At 68.6% G+C, this 21,237-nt stretch carries 17 protein-coding genes; 8 read left to right on the plus strand and 9 right to left on the minus strand.

The genetic code is table 11. The features are described from left to right. Window positions 1-3: 3 nt before the first annotated feature. Window positions 4-1,011, plus strand: a complete 1,008-nt coding sequence (locus tag ACUVWL_RS17520) for a zinc-binding alcohol dehydrogenase family protein (RefSeq protein ID WP_014648942.1) — start codon at window positions 4-6, stop codon at window positions 1,009-1,011. 67 nt (window positions 1,012-1,078) lie between these two features. Here the strand turns inward: ACUVWL_RS17520 and ACUVWL_RS17525 are convergent, their stop codons facing one another. Next, window positions 1,079-1,684: a glutathione S-transferase family protein gene (locus tag ACUVWL_RS17525; protein ID WP_445978608.1), complete on the minus strand. Its 606-nt coding sequence runs from the start codon at window positions 1,682-1,684 to the stop codon at window positions 1,079-1,081. Between the two features lie 55 nt (window positions 1,685-1,739). Here ACUVWL_RS17525 and rmuC point away from each other — a divergent pair, with 55 nt between their 5' ends. The 3 genes from rmuC (at window position 1,740) to ACUVWL_RS17540 (ending at window position 4,431) form a co-directional block, all read left to right on the plus strand. Further along, the gene (gene rmuC, locus ACUVWL_RS17530; protein ID WP_014648940.1) at window positions 1,740-3,308 is read left to right on the plus strand and encodes a DNA recombination protein RmuC; all 1,569 of its coding nucleotides are present in this window, start codon (window positions 1,740-1,742) and stop codon (window positions 3,306-3,308) included. Window positions 3,309-3,369: 61 nt separating this feature from the next. After that, complete coding sequence (locus ACUVWL_RS17535) at window positions 3,370-3,759, plus strand: hypothetical protein (protein WP_049442548.1); 390 nt, start codon at window positions 3,370-3,372, stop codon at window positions 3,757-3,759. A gap of 126 nt (window positions 3,760-3,885) precedes the next feature. Then, entirely contained in the window at window positions 3,886-4,431 is a 546-nt protein-coding gene (locus tag ACUVWL_RS17540; RefSeq protein ID WP_014648938.1) for a glutathione peroxidase, read from the plus strand. 84 nt (window positions 4,432-4,515) lie between these two features. Here the strand turns inward: ACUVWL_RS17540 and ACUVWL_RS17545 are convergent, their stop codons facing one another. Genes ACUVWL_RS17545 through ACUVWL_RS17570 form a run of 6 tightly spaced genes read right to left on the minus strand, consistent with a single transcriptional unit; the run spans window position 4,516 to window position 8,615 of the window. Continuing rightward, on the minus strand, window positions 4,516-5,526 hold the full coding sequence (locus ACUVWL_RS17545) for an MlaA family lipoprotein (RefSeq protein WP_100450830.1): 1,011 nt from the start codon (window positions 5,524-5,526) through the stop codon (window positions 4,516-4,518). A 1-nt stretch (window position 5,527) separates the two neighbouring features. Next, window positions 5,528-5,839, minus strand: a complete 312-nt coding sequence (locus tag ACUVWL_RS17550) for an STAS domain-containing protein (RefSeq protein ID WP_014648936.1) — start codon at window positions 5,837-5,839, stop codon at window positions 5,528-5,530. Beyond that, window positions 5,829-6,497 (minus strand): MlaC/ttg2D family ABC transporter substrate-binding protein, encoded by a 669-nt coding sequence (locus tag ACUVWL_RS17555; RefSeq protein ID WP_014648935.1) that lies wholly within the window; start codon window positions 6,495-6,497, stop codon window positions 5,829-5,831. The genes ACUVWL_RS17550 and ACUVWL_RS17555 overlap by 11 nt, the downstream gene beginning before the upstream one ends. Continuing rightward, window positions 6,494-7,018 carry an outer membrane lipid asymmetry maintenance protein MlaD gene (mlaD, locus tag ACUVWL_RS17560; protein ID WP_014039020.1) on the minus strand — a complete coding sequence of 175 codons (525 nt, stop codon included), beginning with the start codon at window positions 7,016-7,018 and terminating at the stop codon, window positions 6,494-6,496. The genes ACUVWL_RS17555 and mlaD overlap by 4 nt, the downstream gene beginning before the upstream one ends. A gap of 59 nt (window positions 7,019-7,077) precedes the next feature. Continuing rightward, on the minus strand, window positions 7,078-7,827 hold the full coding sequence (locus ACUVWL_RS17565) for an MlaE family lipid ABC transporter permease subunit (RefSeq protein WP_005414955.1): 750 nt from the start codon (window positions 7,825-7,827) through the stop codon (window positions 7,078-7,080). Next, window positions 7,827-8,615, minus strand: coding sequence for an ABC transporter ATP-binding protein (locus ACUVWL_RS17570; RefSeq protein ID WP_445978609.1), 789 nt, complete (start codon window positions 8,613-8,615; stop codon window positions 7,827-7,829). The genes ACUVWL_RS17565 and ACUVWL_RS17570 overlap by 1 nt, the downstream gene beginning before the upstream one ends. Window positions 8,616-8,804: 189 nt before the next feature. Between ACUVWL_RS17570 and recC the strand changes: the two genes are divergently transcribed. The 4 genes from recC (at window position 8,805) to ACUVWL_RS17590 (ending at window position 18,358) form a co-directional block, all read left to right on the plus strand. Continuing rightward, on the plus strand, window positions 8,805-12,149 hold the full coding sequence (recC, locus tag ACUVWL_RS17575; protein WP_041863987.1) for an exodeoxyribonuclease V subunit gamma: 3,345 nt from the start codon (window positions 8,805-8,807) through the stop codon (window positions 12,147-12,149). Beyond that, window positions 12,146-15,823, plus strand: coding sequence for an exodeoxyribonuclease V subunit beta (gene recB, locus ACUVWL_RS17580; RefSeq protein WP_445978610.1), 3,678 nt, complete (start codon window positions 12,146-12,148; stop codon window positions 15,821-15,823). Before recC ends, recB begins: the two co-directional genes overlap by 4 nt. Further along, complete coding sequence (gene recD / locus ACUVWL_RS17585) at window positions 15,820-17,700, plus strand: exodeoxyribonuclease V subunit alpha (protein WP_445978611.1); 1,881 nt, start codon at window positions 15,820-15,822, stop codon at window positions 17,698-17,700. Before recB ends, recD begins: the two co-directional genes overlap by 4 nt. Window positions 17,701-17,830: 130 nt before the next feature. Next, complete coding sequence (locus ACUVWL_RS17590) at window positions 17,831-18,358, plus strand: hypothetical protein (RefSeq protein WP_445978612.1); 528 nt, start codon at window positions 17,831-17,833, stop codon at window positions 18,356-18,358. 330 nt (window positions 18,359-18,688) lie between these two features. On the opposite strand, the gene ACUVWL_RS17595 is transcribed toward ACUVWL_RS17590, so the two are convergent. Continuing rightward, a complete protein-coding gene (locus tag ACUVWL_RS17595; RefSeq protein WP_049405551.1) occupies window positions 18,689-19,087 on the minus strand; it encodes a hypothetical protein in 399 nt (132 codons plus the stop codon). Window positions 19,088-19,194: 107 nt separating this feature from the next. Beyond that, window positions 19,195-21,234 carry an FUSC family protein gene (locus ACUVWL_RS17600; RefSeq protein ID WP_111205876.1) on the minus strand — a complete coding sequence of 680 codons (2,040 nt, stop codon included), beginning with the start codon at window positions 21,232-21,234 and terminating at the stop codon, window positions 19,195-19,197. Between the last annotated feature and the right edge of the window lie 3 nt (window positions 21,235-21,237).

The raw sequence follows: 21,237 nt of genomic DNA on the forward strand, positions 1-21,237 counted from the left end.
GCCATGCGCGCCATTGCCTATACCCACGCCGGCCTGCCGATCGATGATGCCCGGGCCCTGATCGACATCGAACTGGAGCTGCCGCAGCCCGGCCCCCGCGACCTGCGCGTGGCGGTACGCGCGGTGGCGGTGAACCCGGTCGACACCAAGGTCCGCCGCGGCGTGGCCACCGATGGCCCGCGCGTACTGGGCTGGGACGCGGTCGGCATCGTCGACGCGGTGGGCAGCGAGGTGACCCTGTTCCAGCCCGGCGACGCGGTCTACTACGCCGGCGTCATCGACCGCCCGGGCAGCAATGCCGAGTACCAGCTGGTGGACGAGCGCAGCGTCGGGCGCAAGCCGGCCAGCCTCGATGATGCCGCCGCCGCGGCGCTGCCATTGACTGCAATCACCGCCTGGGAGCTGCTGTTCGACCGCCTGCGCATCCCCGAGGGTGGTGGCGAGGGCCAGACCCTGCTGGTGATCGGTGCTGCCGGTGGTGTCGGTTCGATCCTGGTGCAGCTGGCGCGGAAGCTGACCAGGCTGACCGTGATCGGCACCGCCTCGCGTCCGGATACCCAGGACTGGGCATACGCAATGGGCGCGCACCACGTGATCGACCACCGCCTGCCGCTGGCCGAGGGACTGGCGCGGCTCGGCATCAGCGAAGTGCAGCATGTGGCCAGCCTGACCCACTCCGACCAGTACTACGCGCAGATCGTGGAACTGCTGGCGCCGCAGGGCCAGCTGGGGCTGATCGATGATCCTGGCCAGGTGGACGTGATGGCGCTCAAGCGCAAGGCGTTGTCACTGCACTGGGAGTCGATGTTCACCCGGCCGCTGTACCGCACCGCCGACATGCAGCGCCAGCACGACCTGCTGAACCGTGTGGCCGAGCTGATCGACACGGGCGTGCTGCAGACCACGCTGGGCGAGCACTTCGGGCGCATCGACGCGGCCAACCTGCGGCGCGCCCACGCGCTGCTGGAGAGCCACCGCGCCAAGGGCAAGATCGTGCTGGAAGGCTGGTAAGGCCGGATCGTTCCCGCACCCTTGGGGTCAGATCCCTTTGCCCCGGGAAAGGGATCCGACCCCTGCCTCAGGCCACGCCGTTGTCGACGTGTTCGGCGAAACCGGGCTGCTGGCGCAGGCGCTCGAACCACGCCGCGAGGTGTGGCAGCACGGGCTTGTTGCCGGGCGTGCTGCGCCAGCGTTGGGTCGACAGCCCAAGCACGATGTCGGCCAGAGTGAAGGTGTTGCCCGCCACGTAGCCGTCGGTAGTGGCCAGCTGTGCATCAAGGACAGCCATCAGCCGGTTCCACTGCGCCAGGCTGGCTGCGGCGCGGGCGTCATCCGGGTAATCCGGGTGCTGGCGCACGCGCGCCATGAACACGTGCCGCCAGGCACTGTTGAGGTCGCTGGCCTGCCAGTCCATCCATTGTTCGACCCGCGCACGATCCTGTGCCGCGCGGGGCAGCAGGTCATCACGGCCAGCGCGTACGGCCAGGTAGCGGCAGATGCTGTTGGATTCCCACAGCACGAAGCCGCCATCGCGCAGCACCGGCACCTGCCGGTTCGGGTTCAGTGTGGCCAGCAGGTCCGCCGGCGGCGCTGGCTCGTGGTGAAGTGGCAGGTCGAGCCCGACGCACAGCCACAGCACCTTGCGCACGTTGATGGAGGTGGGCTTTCCGTACAGAGCGAGCATGGGGGCTTCCGGGGCAGACCGACCCAGCCTAGCGCAGCGGGGCTAAACTGATCGCATGAATATCGAAGTCCTCATGATCCTGGCAGTGGTCCTGCTGCTGGCGACCCTGGTCGCGCTGGTGCTGCTGTGGCGTCGCAGTGCTGGCGGTGCACCCTCCGACGAACTGCAGCGGCTGCTGGACAGCGAACGCGAACAGCATCGCCTCGCCCTGGTCGATGCCGGCCAGCTGCGCGGCCGCCTCGATGCGCTGAGCGCTGAACTGGAGAACGAACGGAGCCGCAGCCAGCAGCACGCACAGGCCGTCACTACGCTGACCGCCCGGGTGGAGCGCGAAGCAGCGCTGTCGGCCAGTCGCGAAGCACAGCTGGCCGAACGTGAAGCGGCCCTGGCGCAGGCGCGCGCTGCCGTTGCGGAGACCAGCAGCGAGCTGCAGCAGGCGCAGCAGCGCTATCAGCAGTTGCACGGTGAACATGCCCGCGCGGTGGCCAATCTGCAGCACTCCGAACGGGCCAGTGCCGAACTGCGCAGCTATCTTGATACCGCCAAGGAAAAGCTGTCGGGCGCCTTCGCCGAACTGGCGGGCAAGGTGTTCGACGAACGCGGACAGCAGTTCGAGAAGAACGTGCGGCAGGCGACAGTGCAGTCACGCGCGGACATCGAGGGGCTGCTCAAGCCGTTCGCCGACAAGCTGGGCGATTTCCGCACCCGCGTCGATACGCTGTATGGCGAGGAAGCGCGGCAACGCGCCAGCCTGCTGGGTGCGGTGGGCGAACTGAAGACGCTCAACCAGGACATGGCGGCGCAGGCATCGGCGCTGACGAATGCGCTGAAGGGCAATGCCAAGGTCCGCGGCGACTGGGGCGAGCTGATGCTCGACAACGTACTGCGCGGATCGGGGCTGGAAGAGGGCGTGCACTACCAGCGGCAGAAGCATGCCGTGGATGACGAAGGTGCGCGCCTGCGACCGGACGTGGTGGTGCAGTTCCCCGACGAACGCAGCGTGGTGATCGACAGCAAGGTGAACCTGATCGCCTGGCAGGAAGCCATGAATGCCACTACCCCGGAGCAGTCGGAAGACGCGTTGCGCAGGCACGCGGTTGCGCTGCGCCAGCACGTTAAGGACCTGGGCGAGAAGAATTATCCGAAGGCGTTGGGCAGCGAGACGCTGGACATCACCATCGCCTTCGTTCCCATCGAGGGTGCCTTGTCAGCCGCACTGGGCGCCGATGGCAGCCTGCAGGCGTTCGCCTTCGACAACCGCGTGGTGTTCGCCTCGCCCAACACCCTGATGGCGCTGCTGCGCGTGGCCGAGCGCCTGTGGACGCGCGACAAGGTGCAGAAGCAGGCGCTGAAGATCAGCGAGGCCGGCGGTCTGGTGCTGGACGCCCTGACCGGGTTCCTGCAGGACTTCACCGCCATGGGCAAGAAGCTGGACGATGCCGGCAAGGCCTACGCCGATGCGCGCAATCGCCTGATCGATTCGCCGCAGTCGGCCATCAGCCGCGCCCGTCGGCTTGCCGAACTGGGCAGCAAGGCCAAGCGCGCGCTGCCCCCGGAGCTGACCCCGGACCCGATGCAGCAGCTGGGCGCGCCGGAGGACGACGAGGACGGCAATGCGGGTTGACACGTCCCGTGCACCTGCGCCTGGCTATGCTGGGCACCCTGAGTCCGTGGCGGGTATCGACATGCGCTTGCGCTCCTGTGCCGTTCTTGTCCTGGCTGCGTTGCTGACTGCGTGCAGCAGCACGCCCCCGGTCGCCGACACGACTACGGCCGCTCCTGCGCCGGAAGCCAGCGAGGCCTACCGCGAAGCACGTGACGTCGACTGCCAAGCCGCTGGCGGCACGCTGCAGCGGCTCGGCCGCCTGCAGCGCGAGCAGTGCGTGATTCCCTATGCCGACGCCGGCAAGGCCTGCAGCCGCAAGAGCGACTGCACGGGCCAGTGCCTGGCCGGAGCCGAGGTGGCCGCCGGCAGTGCCGCCACCGGTACCTGCCAGCGTGATGTGCGCCAGAACTTCGGGTGCCGCCAGCGCATCGATGATGGCAAGGCGCAGGGCACGATCTGCGTGGACTGAATCCTGCCTGTAGAGCCGAGCCCACGCTCGGCTGCCATACCATCAGCCGAGCATGGGCTCGGCTCTACAACAGCGCGCGCGGCGCTATGCTGGTGGGCCATTCCCCGCCGTAGCCGGAGCCCCCGCGTGAGCACCCCGATCCAGGACATTCCCCTCACCACCATCGACGGCCAGCCGTCCTCGCTTGCCGACTACCAGGGCAAGGTGCTGCTGCTGGTCAACGTCGCCTCCAAGTGCGGCCTGACCCCGCAGTACGAAGGCCTGCAGGCGCTGTATGCGGAAAAGCACGCGCAGGGCCTGGAAGTGCTGGGCTTCCCCGCCAACAACTTCCTTGGCCAGGAGCCGGGCAGCGAGGCCGAGATCCAGCAGTTCTGCCAGCTCACCTACGATGTCAGTTTCCCGATGTTCTCCAAGATCAGCGTGGCTGGCGAGGACACCCACCCGCTGTACCAGCAGCTGACCGCCGCGCAGCCGCAGTCGATCGGCGAAGGCCCGCTGCGTGAGCGCCTGGCCAGCAAGGAGATCCCGATCCATCCGGCACCGGCGGTGCTGTGGAACTTCGAGAAGTTCCTGGTCGGCCGTGATGGCAAGGTCGTCGCACGCTTTGCCCCGGACGTGGCCGCCGATGACGCGCGCCTGCGCGAGGCCATCGAGGCCGCGCTGGCGGCCTGAGCACGGCGTGCCAACCAGGGTTGGCACCCACCGGAAAAGAAAAACCCCGCCGAGGCGGGGTTTTTCATGCACCGTCGCGCGGCCTCAGTGGGTCCACTGCGGCATCGGCATCGCATCGACCGGGATCGGCGAATTGGCATCGTCATGGCCGCGGTCGCGCTTGCTGCGCAGATCGTTCTCGATCTGGTAGTTGCGGCGCTGCATCCAGGCATCGCGGACCAGGGCGTATTCGTCCACTGCGGTGTCGCGCAGATCGTCGATCGCCAGCAGCTGTGCGCGGGTGTCGACCAGCTGCAGGCCCTGCAGGCCGATGCGGATCTTGTCTTCCTCGACGCGCCGGATCGGCGACAACGGGATGTCACCGGCCAGGCCGAACACGTCGCGTACGGTACGCGGGCCGAAGAACGGCAGTTCCACGTAGCGCGAACGACGCCAGCCCCAGGCACCCAGGGTCTGGCCGAAGTCTTCATTGCGACGCGGCACCATCGCCTTGCTGGCTGGATCGAACAGGCCACCGATGCCCAGCGTGCTGTTCATCAGGAAGCGGCCGAGGCTGTCCCACGCATCGGCACCACGGCCCTGCAGCAACTGGTTGGTGATGGTCACCGGCGCACGCAGGTTGCTGAAGAAGTTGCTGACGCCGGTGCGCGCGAAGCGCGGCACCACATGGGTATAGGCGGTGGCCAGCGGGCGCGCCACGCCGCGGTCGACCGCATTGTTGAAGGTGTGCACCTTGCGGTTGAACGGTTCCCACGGATCGTAGGCCGCCGCGTTGCCGGTGTTGCCGGTACCACCATAGAGGGCGTCGAAATCATCGTCGCCAGCGGCGGCGGTGGACGCTGCGGCCTTCGGTGGGCTGGCCTCTGCGCCCTGCGGCGCAGCCGTCGGCGCTGAAGCGGTGGGCGCGGCAGGGTTGGCCACGGAGGCGACCGGAGCAGCGTCGACCCCGCCGGTATCGGCCGTTGCGGCCGGAGCAGCAGGGCCGGGCGCAACCACGGTGCTGGCGACCGGTGCATCGCTGCGCGCGGGCTTGCCGGCACAGGCGGTCAGGGCGGTGGCCAGGAGGATCAGGGGGAAAGTGCGTACGACGTTCATGTCAGCTCGCAGCAGAAGTAGCGTTGAAATCCAGGTCGGGCGACAGCCGGTAGGCTGCGCTCAGCTCGTTGAAGCCGGCGGGCGCGCCGGAAATGGCCAGCGCATGGCCCGCCTTGCGTGCACGGGCCGCCAGCTCGGCCAGCAGCGCCAGGCCGGCGCTGTCCACGCGCTCGACCTCACCCAGCTCCAGCCGCGCCAGCTTGGCCGGCAGGGCCTGCAGCTGCGGCCACAGTGCGATCACCGCGGCACGGTCAAGCACCCCGCGCAGGCGCAGGGTGTCGCCTTCCAGCAGCGCAAGTGCGTTACTTGCCATTGCCCGCGGGCCCGGCCTGCATGCTGCCGCTGTGCAGCTCGCTGGCCACCTGCTTGATGCCCTTCTGGCGCAGCGGGGTATCGAACTGGTTGCGGAAGGTCTGCACGTAGGAGATGCCTTCGATGTTGACGTCGAAGATCTTCCACTGACCGTTCACGTTGCGCATCCAGTATTCGACCGGGGTCGGTTCGTTGCCGGCGCGCACCAGTTCGGTGCTCACGCGCACGCCACGGTTGCCCGGCAGCGGGCTTTCACCCTTCAGGCGGAAGCTCGGCTTGCCCTGGATGTTGAGCAGGGTCGAACCGTAGCGCTGCATCAGGCTGTCGGCCATGGCATCGGCGAACAGCTTGATGTCGGCATCCGAGGCGCCGCGGGCGTGCGGGCCCAGCACCAGGCGCGCGGCATAGTCGCGATCGAAGGTGCGGTTCAGTTCGCTGTCGATGTAGCTGCGCAGGCTGGCCGGGTTGCTGCTGAACTCGCTGCGGCGCTGCTGCAGGGTGGTGAGGATGCGCGTGCTGGCATCGATCACCACCTTGCCGGCCTGGCCCTGCGCCGCGGCAGCGGCGGGGGCGGGAGCGGTGGCCTGGGCCTGGGCGAGGAATGGAGTAGCCGCCAGCAGCGCCGAGGCGAGCAGGGCCGGGATCAGTTTCATCTTCATGGTTGCGGTTCCGTTGCAGGCGCCTGCGCGCCATCGTTGGGCTTCTGGCCTGCGCCACCACCGGCGCCGCCACTGAACATGTACTTGCCGACCAGCTGGATCAGGTCCACCGCCGGCTGGGTGAAGACGATCTCGTCACCGGCCTTGAGCACGTCCGGGTCACCGCCCGGCTGCAGACCGATATAGCTCTCGCCGAGCAAACCACTGGTGAAGATGCCGGCCGAGGTGTCCGCCGGCAGGTCCTTGACCTTGCTGTCCATGCGCAGGGTCACGATGGATTCGAACTTCACCGGATCCAGGTCGATCGAGGCGACCTGGCCGACGGTGACGCCGCCGATCTTCACCGGCGCCTGCTTGCGCAGCTGGCCGACCTGGGAGAAACGCGCCTTCAGCTCGTAGCCCTGGCTGCCCCAGCTCCAGCGCTGGTTGGTCGAGGCCACGGCCAGCACCATCAGCGAGGCCAGGGCCAGCAGCAGGAAGGCGCCGACGGAGAATTCGAGTCTGGGACCGCGGATGGCCATGTGGATTACCTGATCGAGTCGTGGTGGCCGCGCGCGCCTGCGCACCGCCGGTGGAGGGGTTAGGTGAACAACATTGCCGACAGCACGAAGTTGAACATCAGTACCAGCAGCGAGGCGTTGACCACCGCACGGGTGGTCGCCACCGAGGTGCCCTCGATGGTCGGCTCGGCGTGGAAACCAACGTAGGCGGCGACCAGCGCGGCGGTGCCGCCGAAGATCGCCGACTTCAGCATCGCCACGCCGAAGTCATCCCAGAAATCGACGCTGTTGCGCAGCGCCGACCAGAACACGCCATTGTCCAGGCCCAGCACGTGTACCGCTTCGAAGTAGCTGGCACTGATCGCCAGCGAACAGAAGATGCCGGTCAGCAGGGGTACGGTCAGCACCGCCGCCCAGAAGCGCGGCGCCACGGCCTTGGCCACCGGGTCGATCGCCATCAGCTCCAGTGCCTTGATCTGGTCGGTGGCGCGCATCAGGCCCAGTTCGGCGGCGATCGAGCTGCCGGCGCGGCCGATGAACAGCAGCGCGGTCAGCACCGGTGCCAGTTCGCGGTACAGCGACAGGCCGAGCAGGGTCGACAGCGCGTCGGCCGCACCGAAGGTGGTCAGCGTGCGGTAGCCCTGCAGCGTCAGCACCAGGCCGACGAAGGCGCCACCGACGGCGATGATCGGCAGCGAGCGCGCGCCGATCTTGTAGATCTCGCGGGTCAGTTCGGCCAGGAAATCACGGGTCGGCAGCGAACCACGCAGCACGGTCAGCGAGAACAGGCCGGCGCGGCCGAGCGAGCGGGTGGCTTGGACGAACGGCATCAGGCGACCCTCGCGCGCGGTGCGGCATCGAACGGGATGGGGCCATCAGGCTGGCCGTGCAGGAACTGCCGCAGCAACGGGTCCTGGCTGGACTGCAGCGCCTCGGGCGTGCCCTGGAACACGATGCCGCCATTGGCGATGGCGATCACCTGGTCGCAGATCGGCAGGGTCTCGTGCACGTGGTGGCTGACGATGATGCTGGTCAGGCCCAGGCTGTGGTTGAGGCGCTGGATCAGGCTCATGATCACGCCAGAGGCGATCGGGTCCAGCCCGGTCAGTGGCTCGTCGTAGATCATCAGCGGCGGGTCCAGCGCCAGCGCGCGGGCCAGCGCGACGCGGCGCGCCATGCCACCGGACAGCTCGCGCGGCCAGGCATCGGCAGCGGCCAGCAGGCCCACCGCATGCAGCTTCATTTCCACAAGGCGGCGCAGCACGGCGGTCGGCAGGCGGGTATGCGTGCGCAGCGGCAGCGCGACGTTTTCGGCCACAGTGAGGTCGGTCAGCAGGCCGTTGCCCTGCAGCAGTACCCCCACACTCTTGCGCATTTCCAGCAGCGCGCCGCTGTCCTGCGGAATCGGCTTGCCGAACAGGGTGACCTCGCCAGCCACCGGGCTTAGTTCGCCGGTCAGTGCCGCCAGCAGGGTCGACTTGCCGCTGCCGGACGGACCCAGCACGGCCGTGATGCTGCCCTTGGTCACCTGCAGCGACACGTCGCGCAGGATCGTGCGCCCGCTCCGGTCGATGCGGACGTTGGATAACTGCACCAGACTGGAGGTGGAAGCCGACATGGGCACCATTAACGTTTTTTAGACATCGAAGGATCGGGCCCGTCGGCTGAACATAAGCAGACTGGACGGTCCAGTATTGTGGCACGGCAAGATCCCTGCCAGGCCGGGATAATCGGCCGGCAGCCCGGAACAATCCGTACCGGCGATGGGCCGGCCATTGAATACTGCCTGCCGTGCTGCACACTGTGCATGATGAGTGACCCGGGCAGCGATTTCCGCCTCTACCATTCCAACTCCCTGGACGTGCTGGCCGCGCTGCTGGCGCGCAACGTGCGTGCGCCGGTTGCGGGTCAGCCGCTGCTGGCGCCGGAGGTGGTGCTGATTCCGCAGGTGGCGATGCGGCGTTGGCTGCAAGCAACACTCGCTGCCGAATATGGCGTGGCCGCCAATCTTGAGTTCCTGACCCCGGGCGAGTTCGTTGCCCGTGCACTCAACGCCAATGTGCCCGGCGAACGCGACGACCTGGACGCGGCCGGCCTGCACTGGAAGGTGTACCAGGCACTGCGCGACCCGGCGTTGCTGGCGCAGCCACCGATGCGCGCGCTGCAGTCCTATCTTGCCGGTAGCGATGCATTGAAGCCGTGGGCGTTGGCCGGTGAACTGGCGTCGGTGTTCGAGAAGTACCAGGCCTGGCGCCGCGACTGGCTGCTGCGCTGGGAGGCCGGCGCCGACCCGGCCGACCCGCAGGCCATCCTCTGGCGCAGCATCGCCGCTGGCCACGACTACCGCGCGCGCCGCATCCAGGCTTACCTGGACCGCTTCGAGGGCGCCGGCCAGCCGTTGCCGCAGGGCCTGCCACCACGCATGTCCGCGTTCGCGACGCTCAACATCTCGCCCGATGTGCTGCGGGTGATGGCCACCCAGGCGCGGGTGGGCGAGCTGCACTTCTATATGCCCACGCCGGTGCAGTCGTACTGGGGTGACCTGCAGACGCTGGCCGAGCGCCTGCGCAGCGGCGCGCCCGATCCCTTCGGTGAAGCGGCCGGTGAGAACCGCCTGCTGGAAGCCTGGGGCGCGGCCGGGCGCGATTTCATGGCGGTGCTGGGCAGCTACGAGGTGGTGCACCCGGCCGGCGAGATTGCCGCGTATTCGGATCCGGAGGACGACACCCGGCCGACGCTGGCCGAAGGTGGACTGTCCGACAGCCTGCTGCATCGCCTGCAGCGCGATCTGTTCCACCGCCGTGCGCTGCCCTCGGGCGAGCTGCGCGACGGGCTGCGCAGCGACGATCCCAGCCTGCAGGTGCATGCCTGCCATACCCGCCTGCGCGAACTGCAGGTGCTGCACGACCAACTGCGCAGCCTGCTGCAGGACCCGCGCTTCGACCCGCCGCTGCAGGCGCGGGAGATCGCCGTGCTTGCACCGGACATCGACCCCTATGTGCCGTATCTGGAAGCCGTGTTCGGCGGCCGTGGGGGCGAGGACGAGCACATTCCCTATGCGCTGGCCGACAGCAGTCCGCTCGCCGGCGAGCCACTGGCCGACGTGTTCGTGCACCTGCTGGGCCTGCCGGTCTCGCGTTTCGGCCTGAACGAAGTGCTGGACCTGCTGGCCAGCGCGCCGCTGGCCGAAGCGGCCGGCCTGGAGGCGGTGGACTTTGATCGCCTGCATGGCTGGCTGCAGCAGGCTGGCGCACGCTGGGGCCTGGATGCGAAGCACCGCAACCAGCACCAGGCCCCGGCCGACGACGCCTACACCTGGCAGTTCGCGCTGGATCGCCTGGTGCTCGGTCATGCCACCGGCAGCGAGGCCGACCTGGCCGGTGTTGCCCCGTGGATCGAGCTGGAGGGCGGCGCATTGGACGCCCTGGACCGGCTGCTGCGCCTGTTGCGCGTGTTGGCGGTCTACCAGCGCCGCCTCGGCGAACTGCTGACGCCGGCGCAGTGGCGGCAACGCCTGCTGTCGCTGCTGGACGCGCTGCTGCCGACTGCGCCCAGTTCGCCCAACAGCCAGCGTGCCCTGGAGCGCCTGCGCAAGCTGCTCAACCAGTTCGCCGATGATGCCGCCAAGGCCGGCTTCACGGACGGGGTGCCGCCGGAGGTCGTGCGCGCGCACTTCGCCGGAGCACTGGGCGAGGCCGATACGCGCGCGCCGCTGCTGACCGGTGGCATCAGCTTTGGCCGCATGGTGCCGATGCGCCTGCTGCCGTTCCGGGTGATCTGCGTGCTCGGTCTCAATGATGGCGATTTCCCGCGCCGTGACCCGGCTGCCGGTCTCAACCAGCTCACTGCCGAGCTGGACACGCCGCGCCGCCGGCCCGGCGACCGCTCCACCCGCGAAGACGACCGCTTCCTGTTCCTGCAGCTGTTCGCCGCCGCGCAGGAGGTGTTCTACCTGAGCTACCTCGGTGCCGATCCGCGCGATGGCAGCGCGCGTGAGCCGTCGGTGCTGGTCAGTGAACTGATCGATGCCGCCGCTGCGTATCACCTCGATCCGCCTGCGGCGGTCCGCGACTTCACCGTGCGCCACGCACTGCAGCCGTTCTCTCCGGCGGCGTTCGGTGACGGTGATCCACGCCGCTTCAGCTATCGCCGCCAATGGCATCCGGCCGCCGGTCGCCTCACCGGCGCGCGCGGAGGCCTGCAGCCGTGGTTCGATGCCGCGTTGCCGCCGCTCGACGATGCGGTGGAAGACGACGTTGCACTCGATACCCTGCGCCGCTTCCTGTGCGATCCGGCCGGGCAGTTCCTGGCGCAGTCGCTGGGCCTGCGCCTGGCCGACGATGTCGAGGAGGTCGATGACCTGGAACCGCTGGTGCTGTCCTCGCGCGGGCCGGAAAAGCGCAGCGTGCAGGCGGCGGTGGTACGCGCCACGCTCAGTGGCGATACCGAGCCGTTGTATCCGCGGCTGCGCGCGCGTGGCCTGCTGCCGTCGGGCCCCCTGGGCGAGCGCCAGTTCGAGGTGGAGCAGTTGAAGACCCGCCCGTATGCCAGTGCATTGCTGGGCTGGATGCGGGGCGAGCCGCTGGAAAGCCGCCGCTATGAAGTGGAGATCGATGGCGTGCGCCTGCATGGCCGTGTGGCCGATCGACACCCCGACGGGCTGGTGCGCCTGCGCGCTGGCACCCTCAATGGCACTGCGGTGATCCGCCAGGGCCTGGATTGGCTGCTGGCCAACGCTGCCGGCGATGCCCTGCCGCTGGTGCAGTTCCATGATGGCGGCGACGCCGGTCCCGGCCCGCATGTACTGCCGGCACTGAGCGCTCCTGCTGCACGCGCGGCATTGCGCGCATTGCTGCAGTTGCGCCAACGCGGACTGCGTGAACCGCTGCGCTTTGCCCCCTACACCGGCTGGGTGCTGTACAACGCGCCGGCCGAAAAGCAGCGCAGCGAAGGCTGGAAGCAGTGGCACGGCAGCGACCGCAGTTGGGGTGAATCCAGCAGCGACGCCTGGCAGCTGCTGCTGCGCGGTGCCGATCCATTTGCCACCGACGCCGGCTATGCCGATCTGCTGCGCAACAGCCAGGTGGTCTTCAGCGCGGTGCGCGAAGGCCGCACCCTTGGCGCCGATGCACGCCAGGAGGGCAGCACATGAGCACCGCCATCGTCGATGAGGACTCCCAGCGCATGGCGGGCGATCCCTATCTGGCCCTGCCGCTGGATGGTATCCGCCTGATCGAGGCCAGCGCCGGTACCGGCAAGACCTTCACCCTGGCCACGCTGTTCACCCGCCTGGTGGTGGAGCAGGGCCTGCGCATCGGCCAGATCCTGGCGGTGACCTTCACCGATGCCGCCACCCAGGAACTGCGCAAGCGCATCCGCGAGCGCCTGTCGCTGGCCGCGCGCCTGGTCGATCTGGAACCGGCCGAGGGCGAAGCACCGGACACGAGGCTGACCCGCCAGGTGCTGCAGCGCCATCTGCAGGGGGGCACCGAGAGCGCCGCCGCACTGAAGCGCCGCCTGCAGGTGGCCGCCGATGAGATCGACCTGGCGTCGATCTTCACCATCCACGGCTTCTGCACCCGCGTGCTGCGCGAGCATGCGCTGGAGAGCGGCCATACCTTCGATCCGCCGGAACTACTGGCCAGCGACCGTGAGCTGTTGGAGGAACTGGCGGCCGATCTGTGGCGGGTGCACGCCAACGACGCGGCCGCGCTGGAGCCGCTGACCTGGCTGTGGTCCAACCCGGACGCGCTGGCCACCGATCTGCGCGCGTTGCTGGCTGCGCCGCCTCTGCACCCGTTGCCGCGGCCGGTGGCGCTGGCCGATCCACAGCCGGCTTTGCAGGCCGCCGCCACCGAACTGCAGCAGGCGCTGCGCGGGCATGGCGAGCAGTTCTTCATCGACCTCTGCGATGCCGTCGACAACAAGTGGATCAACGGGGTGTCCTACAAGCTGGGTTGGCTGCACTCGCTGGGCCGGCAGCTGCTGGCCTGGGCCGAGCGCGGCGACCCGCGCGAGCTGCTGGCCAGCGAGCGCCTGCCGGCACTGCTGCCGGAGGTGCTGGCCGACAAGACCAACAAGAAGTTCCCCGACCGCACGCCGTCGTCGCCAGTGCAGGTGCCATTGGCGCGCTATGTCGCGCTGCTGGCCGAACGCGATGCCTGGCTGCGTGGTACCGCGCTGAATTTCCTGCACGCGCTTCGCGCCGAAGCCATGCAGCGCCTGCAGGCGCTGAAGCGCACGCGCCGGGTGCAGACCTATGACGATCTGATCGATGGCGTGGCACTGGCCCTGGAAGGCCCGCAGCGGCTGCCGCTGGTAAGGCAGCTGCGCGCGCAGTACCGCATCGCGCTGGTCGATGAGTTCCAGGACACCGATGATCGCCAGTGGAACATCTTCCACACCGTGTTCGGCAATTCGCCGGAGGTGCGCGAACTCGGCCTGGCACCGGCGCTGTTCCTGATCGGCGATCCCAAGCAGGCGATCTACGGGTTCCGCGGCGGCGACATCCACACCTACCTGAAAGCCAAGCAGGTGGCGCAGCAGGCGCCGGTGCTGGACCAGAACTTCCGCTCGCGACCGTCAGTGCTGCGCGCGTTGCAGGCGCTGTACGACAACGGGGGTGAGGACGCCTTCCTCGAGCGTGACATCCAGTTCGAGCCGGTGCGTCCCGGTGGCGTGCGCACCGATGAGGACTATCTGCACGACGGCCACGCCGCCAAGGCACTCACCCTGCGCGTGCTGCGCAGCGGGGGTGACAAGGCGATGAGTGCCGATGCCTCGCGTGAGGCAGCGACCCAGGCCTGCGTGGCTGCGATCCACCAGGCCCTGGTCGAGGCGCGTGCGGGCAAAGCGGTGTTGCGTGGGCGCCCGGTGCAGCCTGGTGATATCGCGGTGCTGGTGCGCTCGCATCGCGAGGCGACGCTGGTGCAGCGCGCGCTGGCTGCGGTGGGCATACCCGCAGTGGCGGCGGGCAAGCAGAGCCTGTTCGCCACCAGTGAGGCACGTGATCTGCGCGCGCTGCTGCTGGCGCTGCTGCAACCGGCAGACGAAGGCCGCCTGCGTGCAGCGCTGGCCACGGTGTTGCTGGGCCAGCGGGCCAGTGCGATCGCGGCGATGGAGCGCGAGGGCGACCTGCAGCGCGGGTTCCAGGCGCAGCTGCTGCACTGGCGCGAGCGCTGGCAGCGCGGTGGTCCGTTCGCGGTGATCGCCGATGTCTGTGCCGCGCACGGCGAACGCCTGCTGGCGCTGATCGACGGCGAGCGCCGCCTGACCAACTACCTGCAGCTGGGCGAACTGCTGCAGGAAGCCTCGGCGCAGGCGCTGGGCATGCATGGCCTGCTGGACTGGCTGCAGGGGCAGATGGCCAGCGCCGACCAGGATGACGAGCAGCAGTTGCTGCGCCTGGAATCGGATGCGCGCCGCGTGCAGATCATCACCCTGCACAAGAGCAAGGGCCTGGAGTATCCGCTGGTGTTCCTGCCCTTCGTCGGCATCGACGGCGGCGCACCGAACACCGCCTCGCACTGCACCGTGCACGTCGATGGCCAGCGCCAGCTGCACTGGAAGCTGGACAGGGACGAGGCCTGGGAAGCGGCCAGCACACAGCGCGAGCGTGAGCAGCGGGCCGAGGATGCGCGCCTGCTGTATGTGGGACTGACCCGCGCCGAGCATGCGCTGTGGATCGCCGTGGGTGATCTGGCCGGGCTTGGCAAGACGCGCCTGGCGCCGCTGCTGGGCGACCTGCAGGCGCTGCGCGCGCACGCCGACGTGCACATCGATGACAGTGAGACAGTGGCCGCGCTGCCGCAGCTGGCGGCCGAAGTGGAAGGGGATCTTCCGGCAGTGCGTGCACTGACCCGGCGCGTGCCGCACGACTGGTGGGTATACAGCTTCACCCAGCTGGCGCATGCCGACGCGGGCGCTGGCAGTGATATTGAAGCCGCCGCCACCGAGCTGCCGGCGCCCGCCGCCGACGAACCCGCGGGCCCGGAACTGCCGCTGGAGCCCGCGCTGCCGGAACCCGCCGCCGTCGAAGACAGCCCGCCGGTCGACCCGCGCTTCATGGGCAGCCGCTTCGGCAACGTGCTGCACGAGGCGATGGAGAACGTCGACTTCGCTGCGTGGGGGGGCTGGCAGCCGGGCCTGGAAGCGCCCGAGGGCCAGGCCGAGGTGCTGCGCAAGGCGCTGCACGATGAAGGCTATGCCGACGTCGACCTGGACGATGGCGTGGCGGTGCTGGTGCCGTTGGTCGGCCACACGCTCACCGTGCCACTGCCCGAGGGCGGTGCGCTGCACAGCCTGGGCGAAGGCGAGCGGCGCGCGGAAATCGACTTCCATTTCGCCATCGAACCGACCACGGTACCGGCGCTGTTGCAGCTGCTGCATGCACATGGGGTTTCCAGTGCGCGTCGCGGCTTCGGCCAGCGCCGCCGCCTGGAAGGGCTGATGACCGGCATGATCGACCTGACCTACGTGCGCGACGGGCGCTGGTACGTGCTCGACTACAAATCCAACCGGCTGCCCGGCTACAGTCCGGACCTGCTGGCCATTGCCATGCGCCACAGCGAGTACGACCTGCAGGCGCTGATCTATACCGTGGCCCTGCATCGCTGGCTGCGCTTCCGTCTGGGCGCGGCCTACGATTACGAGCGCGACATGGGGGGCATCCGCTACCTGTTCTGCCGCGGCCTGGATGCTGCCGGCAACGGCGTGCATGTGGACCGCTTCCCGTTCGCGCTGGTGGATGCACTCGACGCACTGTTCGCAGGTGGCGAACAGGCCCAGGCCGAACTGGCCGCACGTGCCCGTGGGGCCAGCGCATGAGCCTGCTGAAGGAACTGCACCAGAAGGGCCTGCTGCGCACCCTCGATCACGCGTTGGCGACCAGCCTGCAGCGGTTGCGCGGCGACACGCCGGACAGTGTGGCGCTGGCGGCCGCGCTCGCCTCGCTGGCGGTGTCGCAGGGCCACGCCGGGTTTGATCCGGCACAGCCGCAGCGGTTGCTGGACGGCGTGCCCGAGTGGCCTGCCGCGCAGGACTGGCTGGCGCAGCTGCGCGCATCGCCCTGGGTAGCGACGCCGGAGCAGGCCGATGCCATCGCCGAGGATGCGCCGCTGGTGCTGGAGAACGGCCTGCTCTACCTGCGCCGCTATCGCGAGTACGAGCGGCAGTTGGCGGCCGGGCTGCAGCGCATCGGCCGGCATCCGCTGCCGGCACCGGACATGGCCGCGCTGGCACCGTTGTTCGCGCAGCTGTTCCCGCAGGCACTGGGCAGCGAGGATCACCAGGCACGCGCCGCCGGCGTGACCCTGCGCCATCCGCTGGCGCTGGTCACCGGCGGTCCCGGCACCGGCAAGACCACCACCATCGCGCGGCTGTTGCTGCTGCTGGCCGCACAGGCCCGGCACGCTGGCCAGCCGCTGCCCGAGGTGGCGCTGGCCGCGCCCACCGGGCGCGCCGCCGAACGCATGGCCGAGAGCCTGCGGCTGGCCGTGCAGCGCCTGCAGGAGCACGGCGTGGACCCGGCGCTGTGCGCGGCACTGCCCAGTTCCGGCACCACCCTGCATCGCCTGCTCGGCGTGATCCCGGATTCGCCGCGCTTCCGCCACCACGCCGACAATCCGCTGCCGGTGGACGTGGTGGTGGTCGACGAAGCCTCGATGATCGATCTGCCGATGATGGCCAAGCTGGTCGATGCGATCGCCAGCGGCACGCGGCTGATCCTGCTCGGCGATCCCGACCAGCTGCCGTCGGTGGAGGCCGGCGACGTACTCAGTGCGATCCTGCGTGCCAGCGGTGATGGCATCGGCACCCGCGCCGATGACGCGCAGGCGCTGCGTGGATTGCTGGCGCCGTCCACGCTGCAGCCCCAGGCCGAACCGAACACCTTCGCCGGCCGCCGCGTGCAGCTGCAACGAGGGTACCGGCAGAGCGATGCACTGGTGCTGGCCCCGTTGGCGGATGCCGTGCGCGAGGGTGACGCCGTCGCCGCTTTGCAGCTGCTGCGCGGCGGTGAACTGGCAGGCGTGCATTTCAATGAAGGTGAGGCAGACCCGCTGCGCGGCCAGCGCGAGCACCTGCTGGGCCATTGGCGTGCGTTGGCCGACGCCGCCGATCCGGTGCTTGCCCTGCAGCAGGCCGGGCGACTGCGCGTGCTGACCGCGCTGCGCGAAGGCCCGCAGGGCGCGCGTGGCCTCAACAGCCGTATCGAGCAACTCCTGGCCGGCAACACCCCGGGCTACTTCCAGGGCCGCCTGCTGCTGGTCACCGAGAACAGCTACCGGCACCGCCTGTTCAACGGCGATATCGGCATCTGCCTGCGCGATGGCAGTGGCGCGATGGTGGCCTGGTTCCCCGGCGACACCGTCGAGCAGCCGCGCGCCTTCCACCCGGCGGCACTGCCCGCGCACGAAAGCGCCTTTGCGATGACCGTGCACAAGGCACAGGGCTCGGAGTTCGATGAAGTGTGGTTGCAGCTGCCACGCCAGGACAGCCGTGTGCTGTCGCGCGAACTGGTCTACACCGGCCTGACCCGCGCCCGCCAGGTGCTGCATGTGGCGGGCAGCGCAGAGGTGCTGCAGGCCGCATTGAAACGCCACGCCAGCCGGTTGGGTGGCCTGGCCTGGCGGCTGGGTGCGGAAGCGGTGGCCGAAGCACCGGCGCGCCTCGAACAGCCCACGGTGCAGGGCCAGTTGTTCTGAATCGGGGTCGGATCCCGTTCCCACCGGGAACGGGCTCTGACCCCATCGCCCCGATGTCGCATTTGCCCTTTGATGACGCCGCCGGCGCTACCTATCCTGCGTTGCTACCCCACGACACAGGAACCGGCACATGGCCCTAATCGCCTTGGATGATCCCCGCTGGGCCGAACTGCAGCACGCCTACGGCGCTGCGGATGACATTCCGGAGCTGCTCGCCAATCTGAGTATTCCGAAAGGTGAAAGATCGGAAGACGATCCGATTGAAGACACCTGGGAGGGATTGTGGAGCAGCTTGTGCCATCAAGGGGATGTCTACAGCGCTTCGTTTGCAGCGGTGCCGCATATTGTTGATGCGCTTCTGCGGCAGCCAGAGCTCTTCATGTTTAACTTCATCGAACTGCCGATCACAATCGAGATAGAGCGACGAGAGGCCGAAATCTCGATTCCTGAACTCGTGGAGCCTGAGTACTCGGAAGCGTTTCAAAGCCTCGCACGCTTCGCCGCAAGCGTAATTCTTGATAAACATGACAAGAGTATGAGTTCAGCGTTGCTGACAGCGCTTGCCCTGGTCCATGAGAACACAGGTGTCGCGCGGATGCTTGGGCAGATAACCGCTTACGAGGCTGACGAAGCGGTTGATCTGTTCCTGAATCGCTAGCCAGAAGCAGTCGAGCATGGCTCGACTCTACAAAAGCGTACTTCGATCATTCCGACGTTCATCCACGCATGGCGTGGATCTACCGTGTCGACCAAGGTCGACACCCACCAGAGCAGAACGCCGCGCCGACAGATCGCAGGAAACTGTCGAAGGCGGGGTGGGTCCGGTTGCGGGGGCGTGAGCCGCATGGATGCGGTGACCGAGCTTACAGGGATGTACTTGCAGCGTCCCCCGCAACCGGACCCACCCCGCCAACCCACGGAATGCAGGCTTTTGCCGCTGACGTTGACGTTGATTCGGCAGGTGCAGGGCGCAGCCCTGCCGCCACACCTATTCCGCGATCAACACCAGCCCATCCGGGAACACGATCGCCGCTTCGTCGGCACTCACATCGAAGAAGCCCACGCCGTGCTTTTCGGCCAGGTCCTGCACGCGGCCATGCGCACGCTCGGCCACCGAATAGGCAAACGCACCGTAGATCACCTGCTGGCCGATGCTGTACTCGGTCACCTCGGCGCGGTCGTCATCGTCGTTGCTCAATGGGCCGTTCAACGGCGGGAAGTCCTGCGCCATCTCCGCGAACCACGCCTGCAGCGCCGCGCTGCTGACTGCCGGGTCGTCGTACTCGTGGCGCTCGTTCCACTGCGTCTGCTTTTCGAACCAGGCGATGAAGGCTGCCGCCTCGCGTGGCGCGGCGCTGGCCTCGAACACCATCATGTCGTAACTCATTGGAGCTTCCTGGGCAGAGCAGGGGTCAGAGCCTTCGCTCGCGGCGTTCGCTCGCGGCGAAGGATCCGACCCCGGCAACGAGGTCTGTGGCTGCACAGGGTATCGCGCTACGGCTGTTCGGCTGCACTCATGGCCAGGCCCGGCGCCAGCGCCTTCGCCTCCGGGAACAGCGCGAAGCGCAGGCCGATCAGGCCCATCAGCGCCTCGTCGCGTGCCTTGCAGGCGGCTACGCTGCCGACCCGTCCCAGCGAGGTATCCAGCCGCTCGCGCAATGCGTCGGCCGCCACCATCGGCTTGCGTGCGGCAATCTGCCGCCGGTAGTGCACGGCGACCTCTTCCAGGATGTGCTCGACCGCCTCGCGGCTGCGCTCGGGCAGTTCCAGCCGCGCGCGGCGCAGCTGCAGGATGTTCAGGCCGATGCGTGCTTCATTGAGCATGTCCACCGAAGCGATGTCGCTGCCCTCCGGCGTCGCCGCCAGGCGCGGCGCGAGCAGGCCCAGCAGGTCGAGCATGCGTGCGGCGAAGCGCTGGCGGTCCTGCTGGCCGCGCCCTTCGGCGGCCTCGGCCAGCGTAGTCCAGCCCTGCCGCACCAGCCGGCGCGCGGTCCACTCGGCACCCACCGAACGGAACAGGCGGGTCATCACCACCGCAAAGCCAATGCCGATGAACATCGCGATCGACGAGTTGAGGAAGGTCTGGATGTTGGCGCTGTAGGTGTTCTGCAGGCTCAGCAGCGCGGCCAGGTTCACCGTCAGCGGCAGTGCGAACAGCGCGCTCTTGGGGTGGTGCAGCATCAGCCCCAGCGGCAGGAACGCCACCGCCAGCACCAGCGCCAGCAAGCCGAAGTCGTGCACGGCCGGGAACACGCCGAACAGGTACACGCCGGCCACCACCGAGGCGACCATGGCCCACACCAGGAACGACACCATGCTCGGTGCCGGGTCGTCCTGCGCGGCGAAGAACGCCGCCGTCACGGCCGCCATCATCGCGCCGTTGCCACCGCCCTCCCAACCCAGCGCGATCCACAGCACGCAGTAGCTCATCAGTGCCACGCCGGCACTGAGCGCGGAGAACAGCGCCATGCCGTAGTCGACGTGCTTGTCGGCGGCCACGCGTTCGGTACGGATGCGGTAATGCGCGCGGTCCAGCGGCGCGGTGCCGTGGTCGATGGCGTGCTGCAGGGTGCGGCAGTCCTGCCACAGGTCCACCAGTTCCTCCAGGCGCAGCAGCAGGCTGGCCAGCTGCAGGTGCTGCAGGTCGCGGTCCACCTGCGGCTTCAGGGCACTGATGCGCGCGCGCAGGCGGGCGTATTCACTGGCGTTGGTTGGGCCATCCAGCCAATCGTGGATGTCATCGACCAGCGCCGGCAGCCCTTCGGGCAGGGCTTGGCCGTCGCTGCGCAGCGCACTCAGGCGATCGGCAATCGAGGACAGCACTGGCAACAGCAGCAGCATGCGCTCACGCAGGCGCTCCATCGACACCGCAGACCCGGCATGGCGCGGATCATCGCGGCGCAGGAATTCGATCAGTGCCTCGAACTGCACCAGGTCGGCGGCCAGCCGGTTGCGCGGCGCGTGCGCGCGTCCACGTTCAAGGATCTGCCGGCACCACTGCGCGGCGTCCTCCATCCAGTTGCCGATGCGCGCGCGCAGCATCGGGCGTACCGAGGCCGGGAACAGCAGCGAAGCGGCCAGCACCGCCACGACCGTGCCGAGGATGATCTCCTCGCTGCGTGCCACCACCGTGTCGAAGATGGTCTCCGGCGAAGTCACCGCAGGGAAACCGATGAAGGCGGTGGTGTAGCCGGCCAGCAGGAACGCGTAGCCGCGCGGGCCGCGGTTGAGCAGGGCCATGAACAGGCAGCCGGCCAGCCAGATCGACATGGCCGCGCTCAGCACCAGCGGCGTCTCCACCAGCGCCGGCAGCACCAGCAGGGTGGCCAGGCCGGCCACCAGGGTGCCGACGATGCGGTACACGCCCTTGGCCCGGGTCGGGCCCAGCAGCGGCTGGCTGACGATGTACACCGTGCCCATCGCCCAGTACGGGCGCGACAGGTTGCCGGCCATGGCGATGTACAGCGCGGCCACTGCGGCCAGGTAGGTCTTGATCGAGAACAGCCAGGCCTGGCGGTCGGTCAGCGCGTTCATGGT

It is taken from the genome of Stenotrophomonas muris (assembly GCF_052751275.1).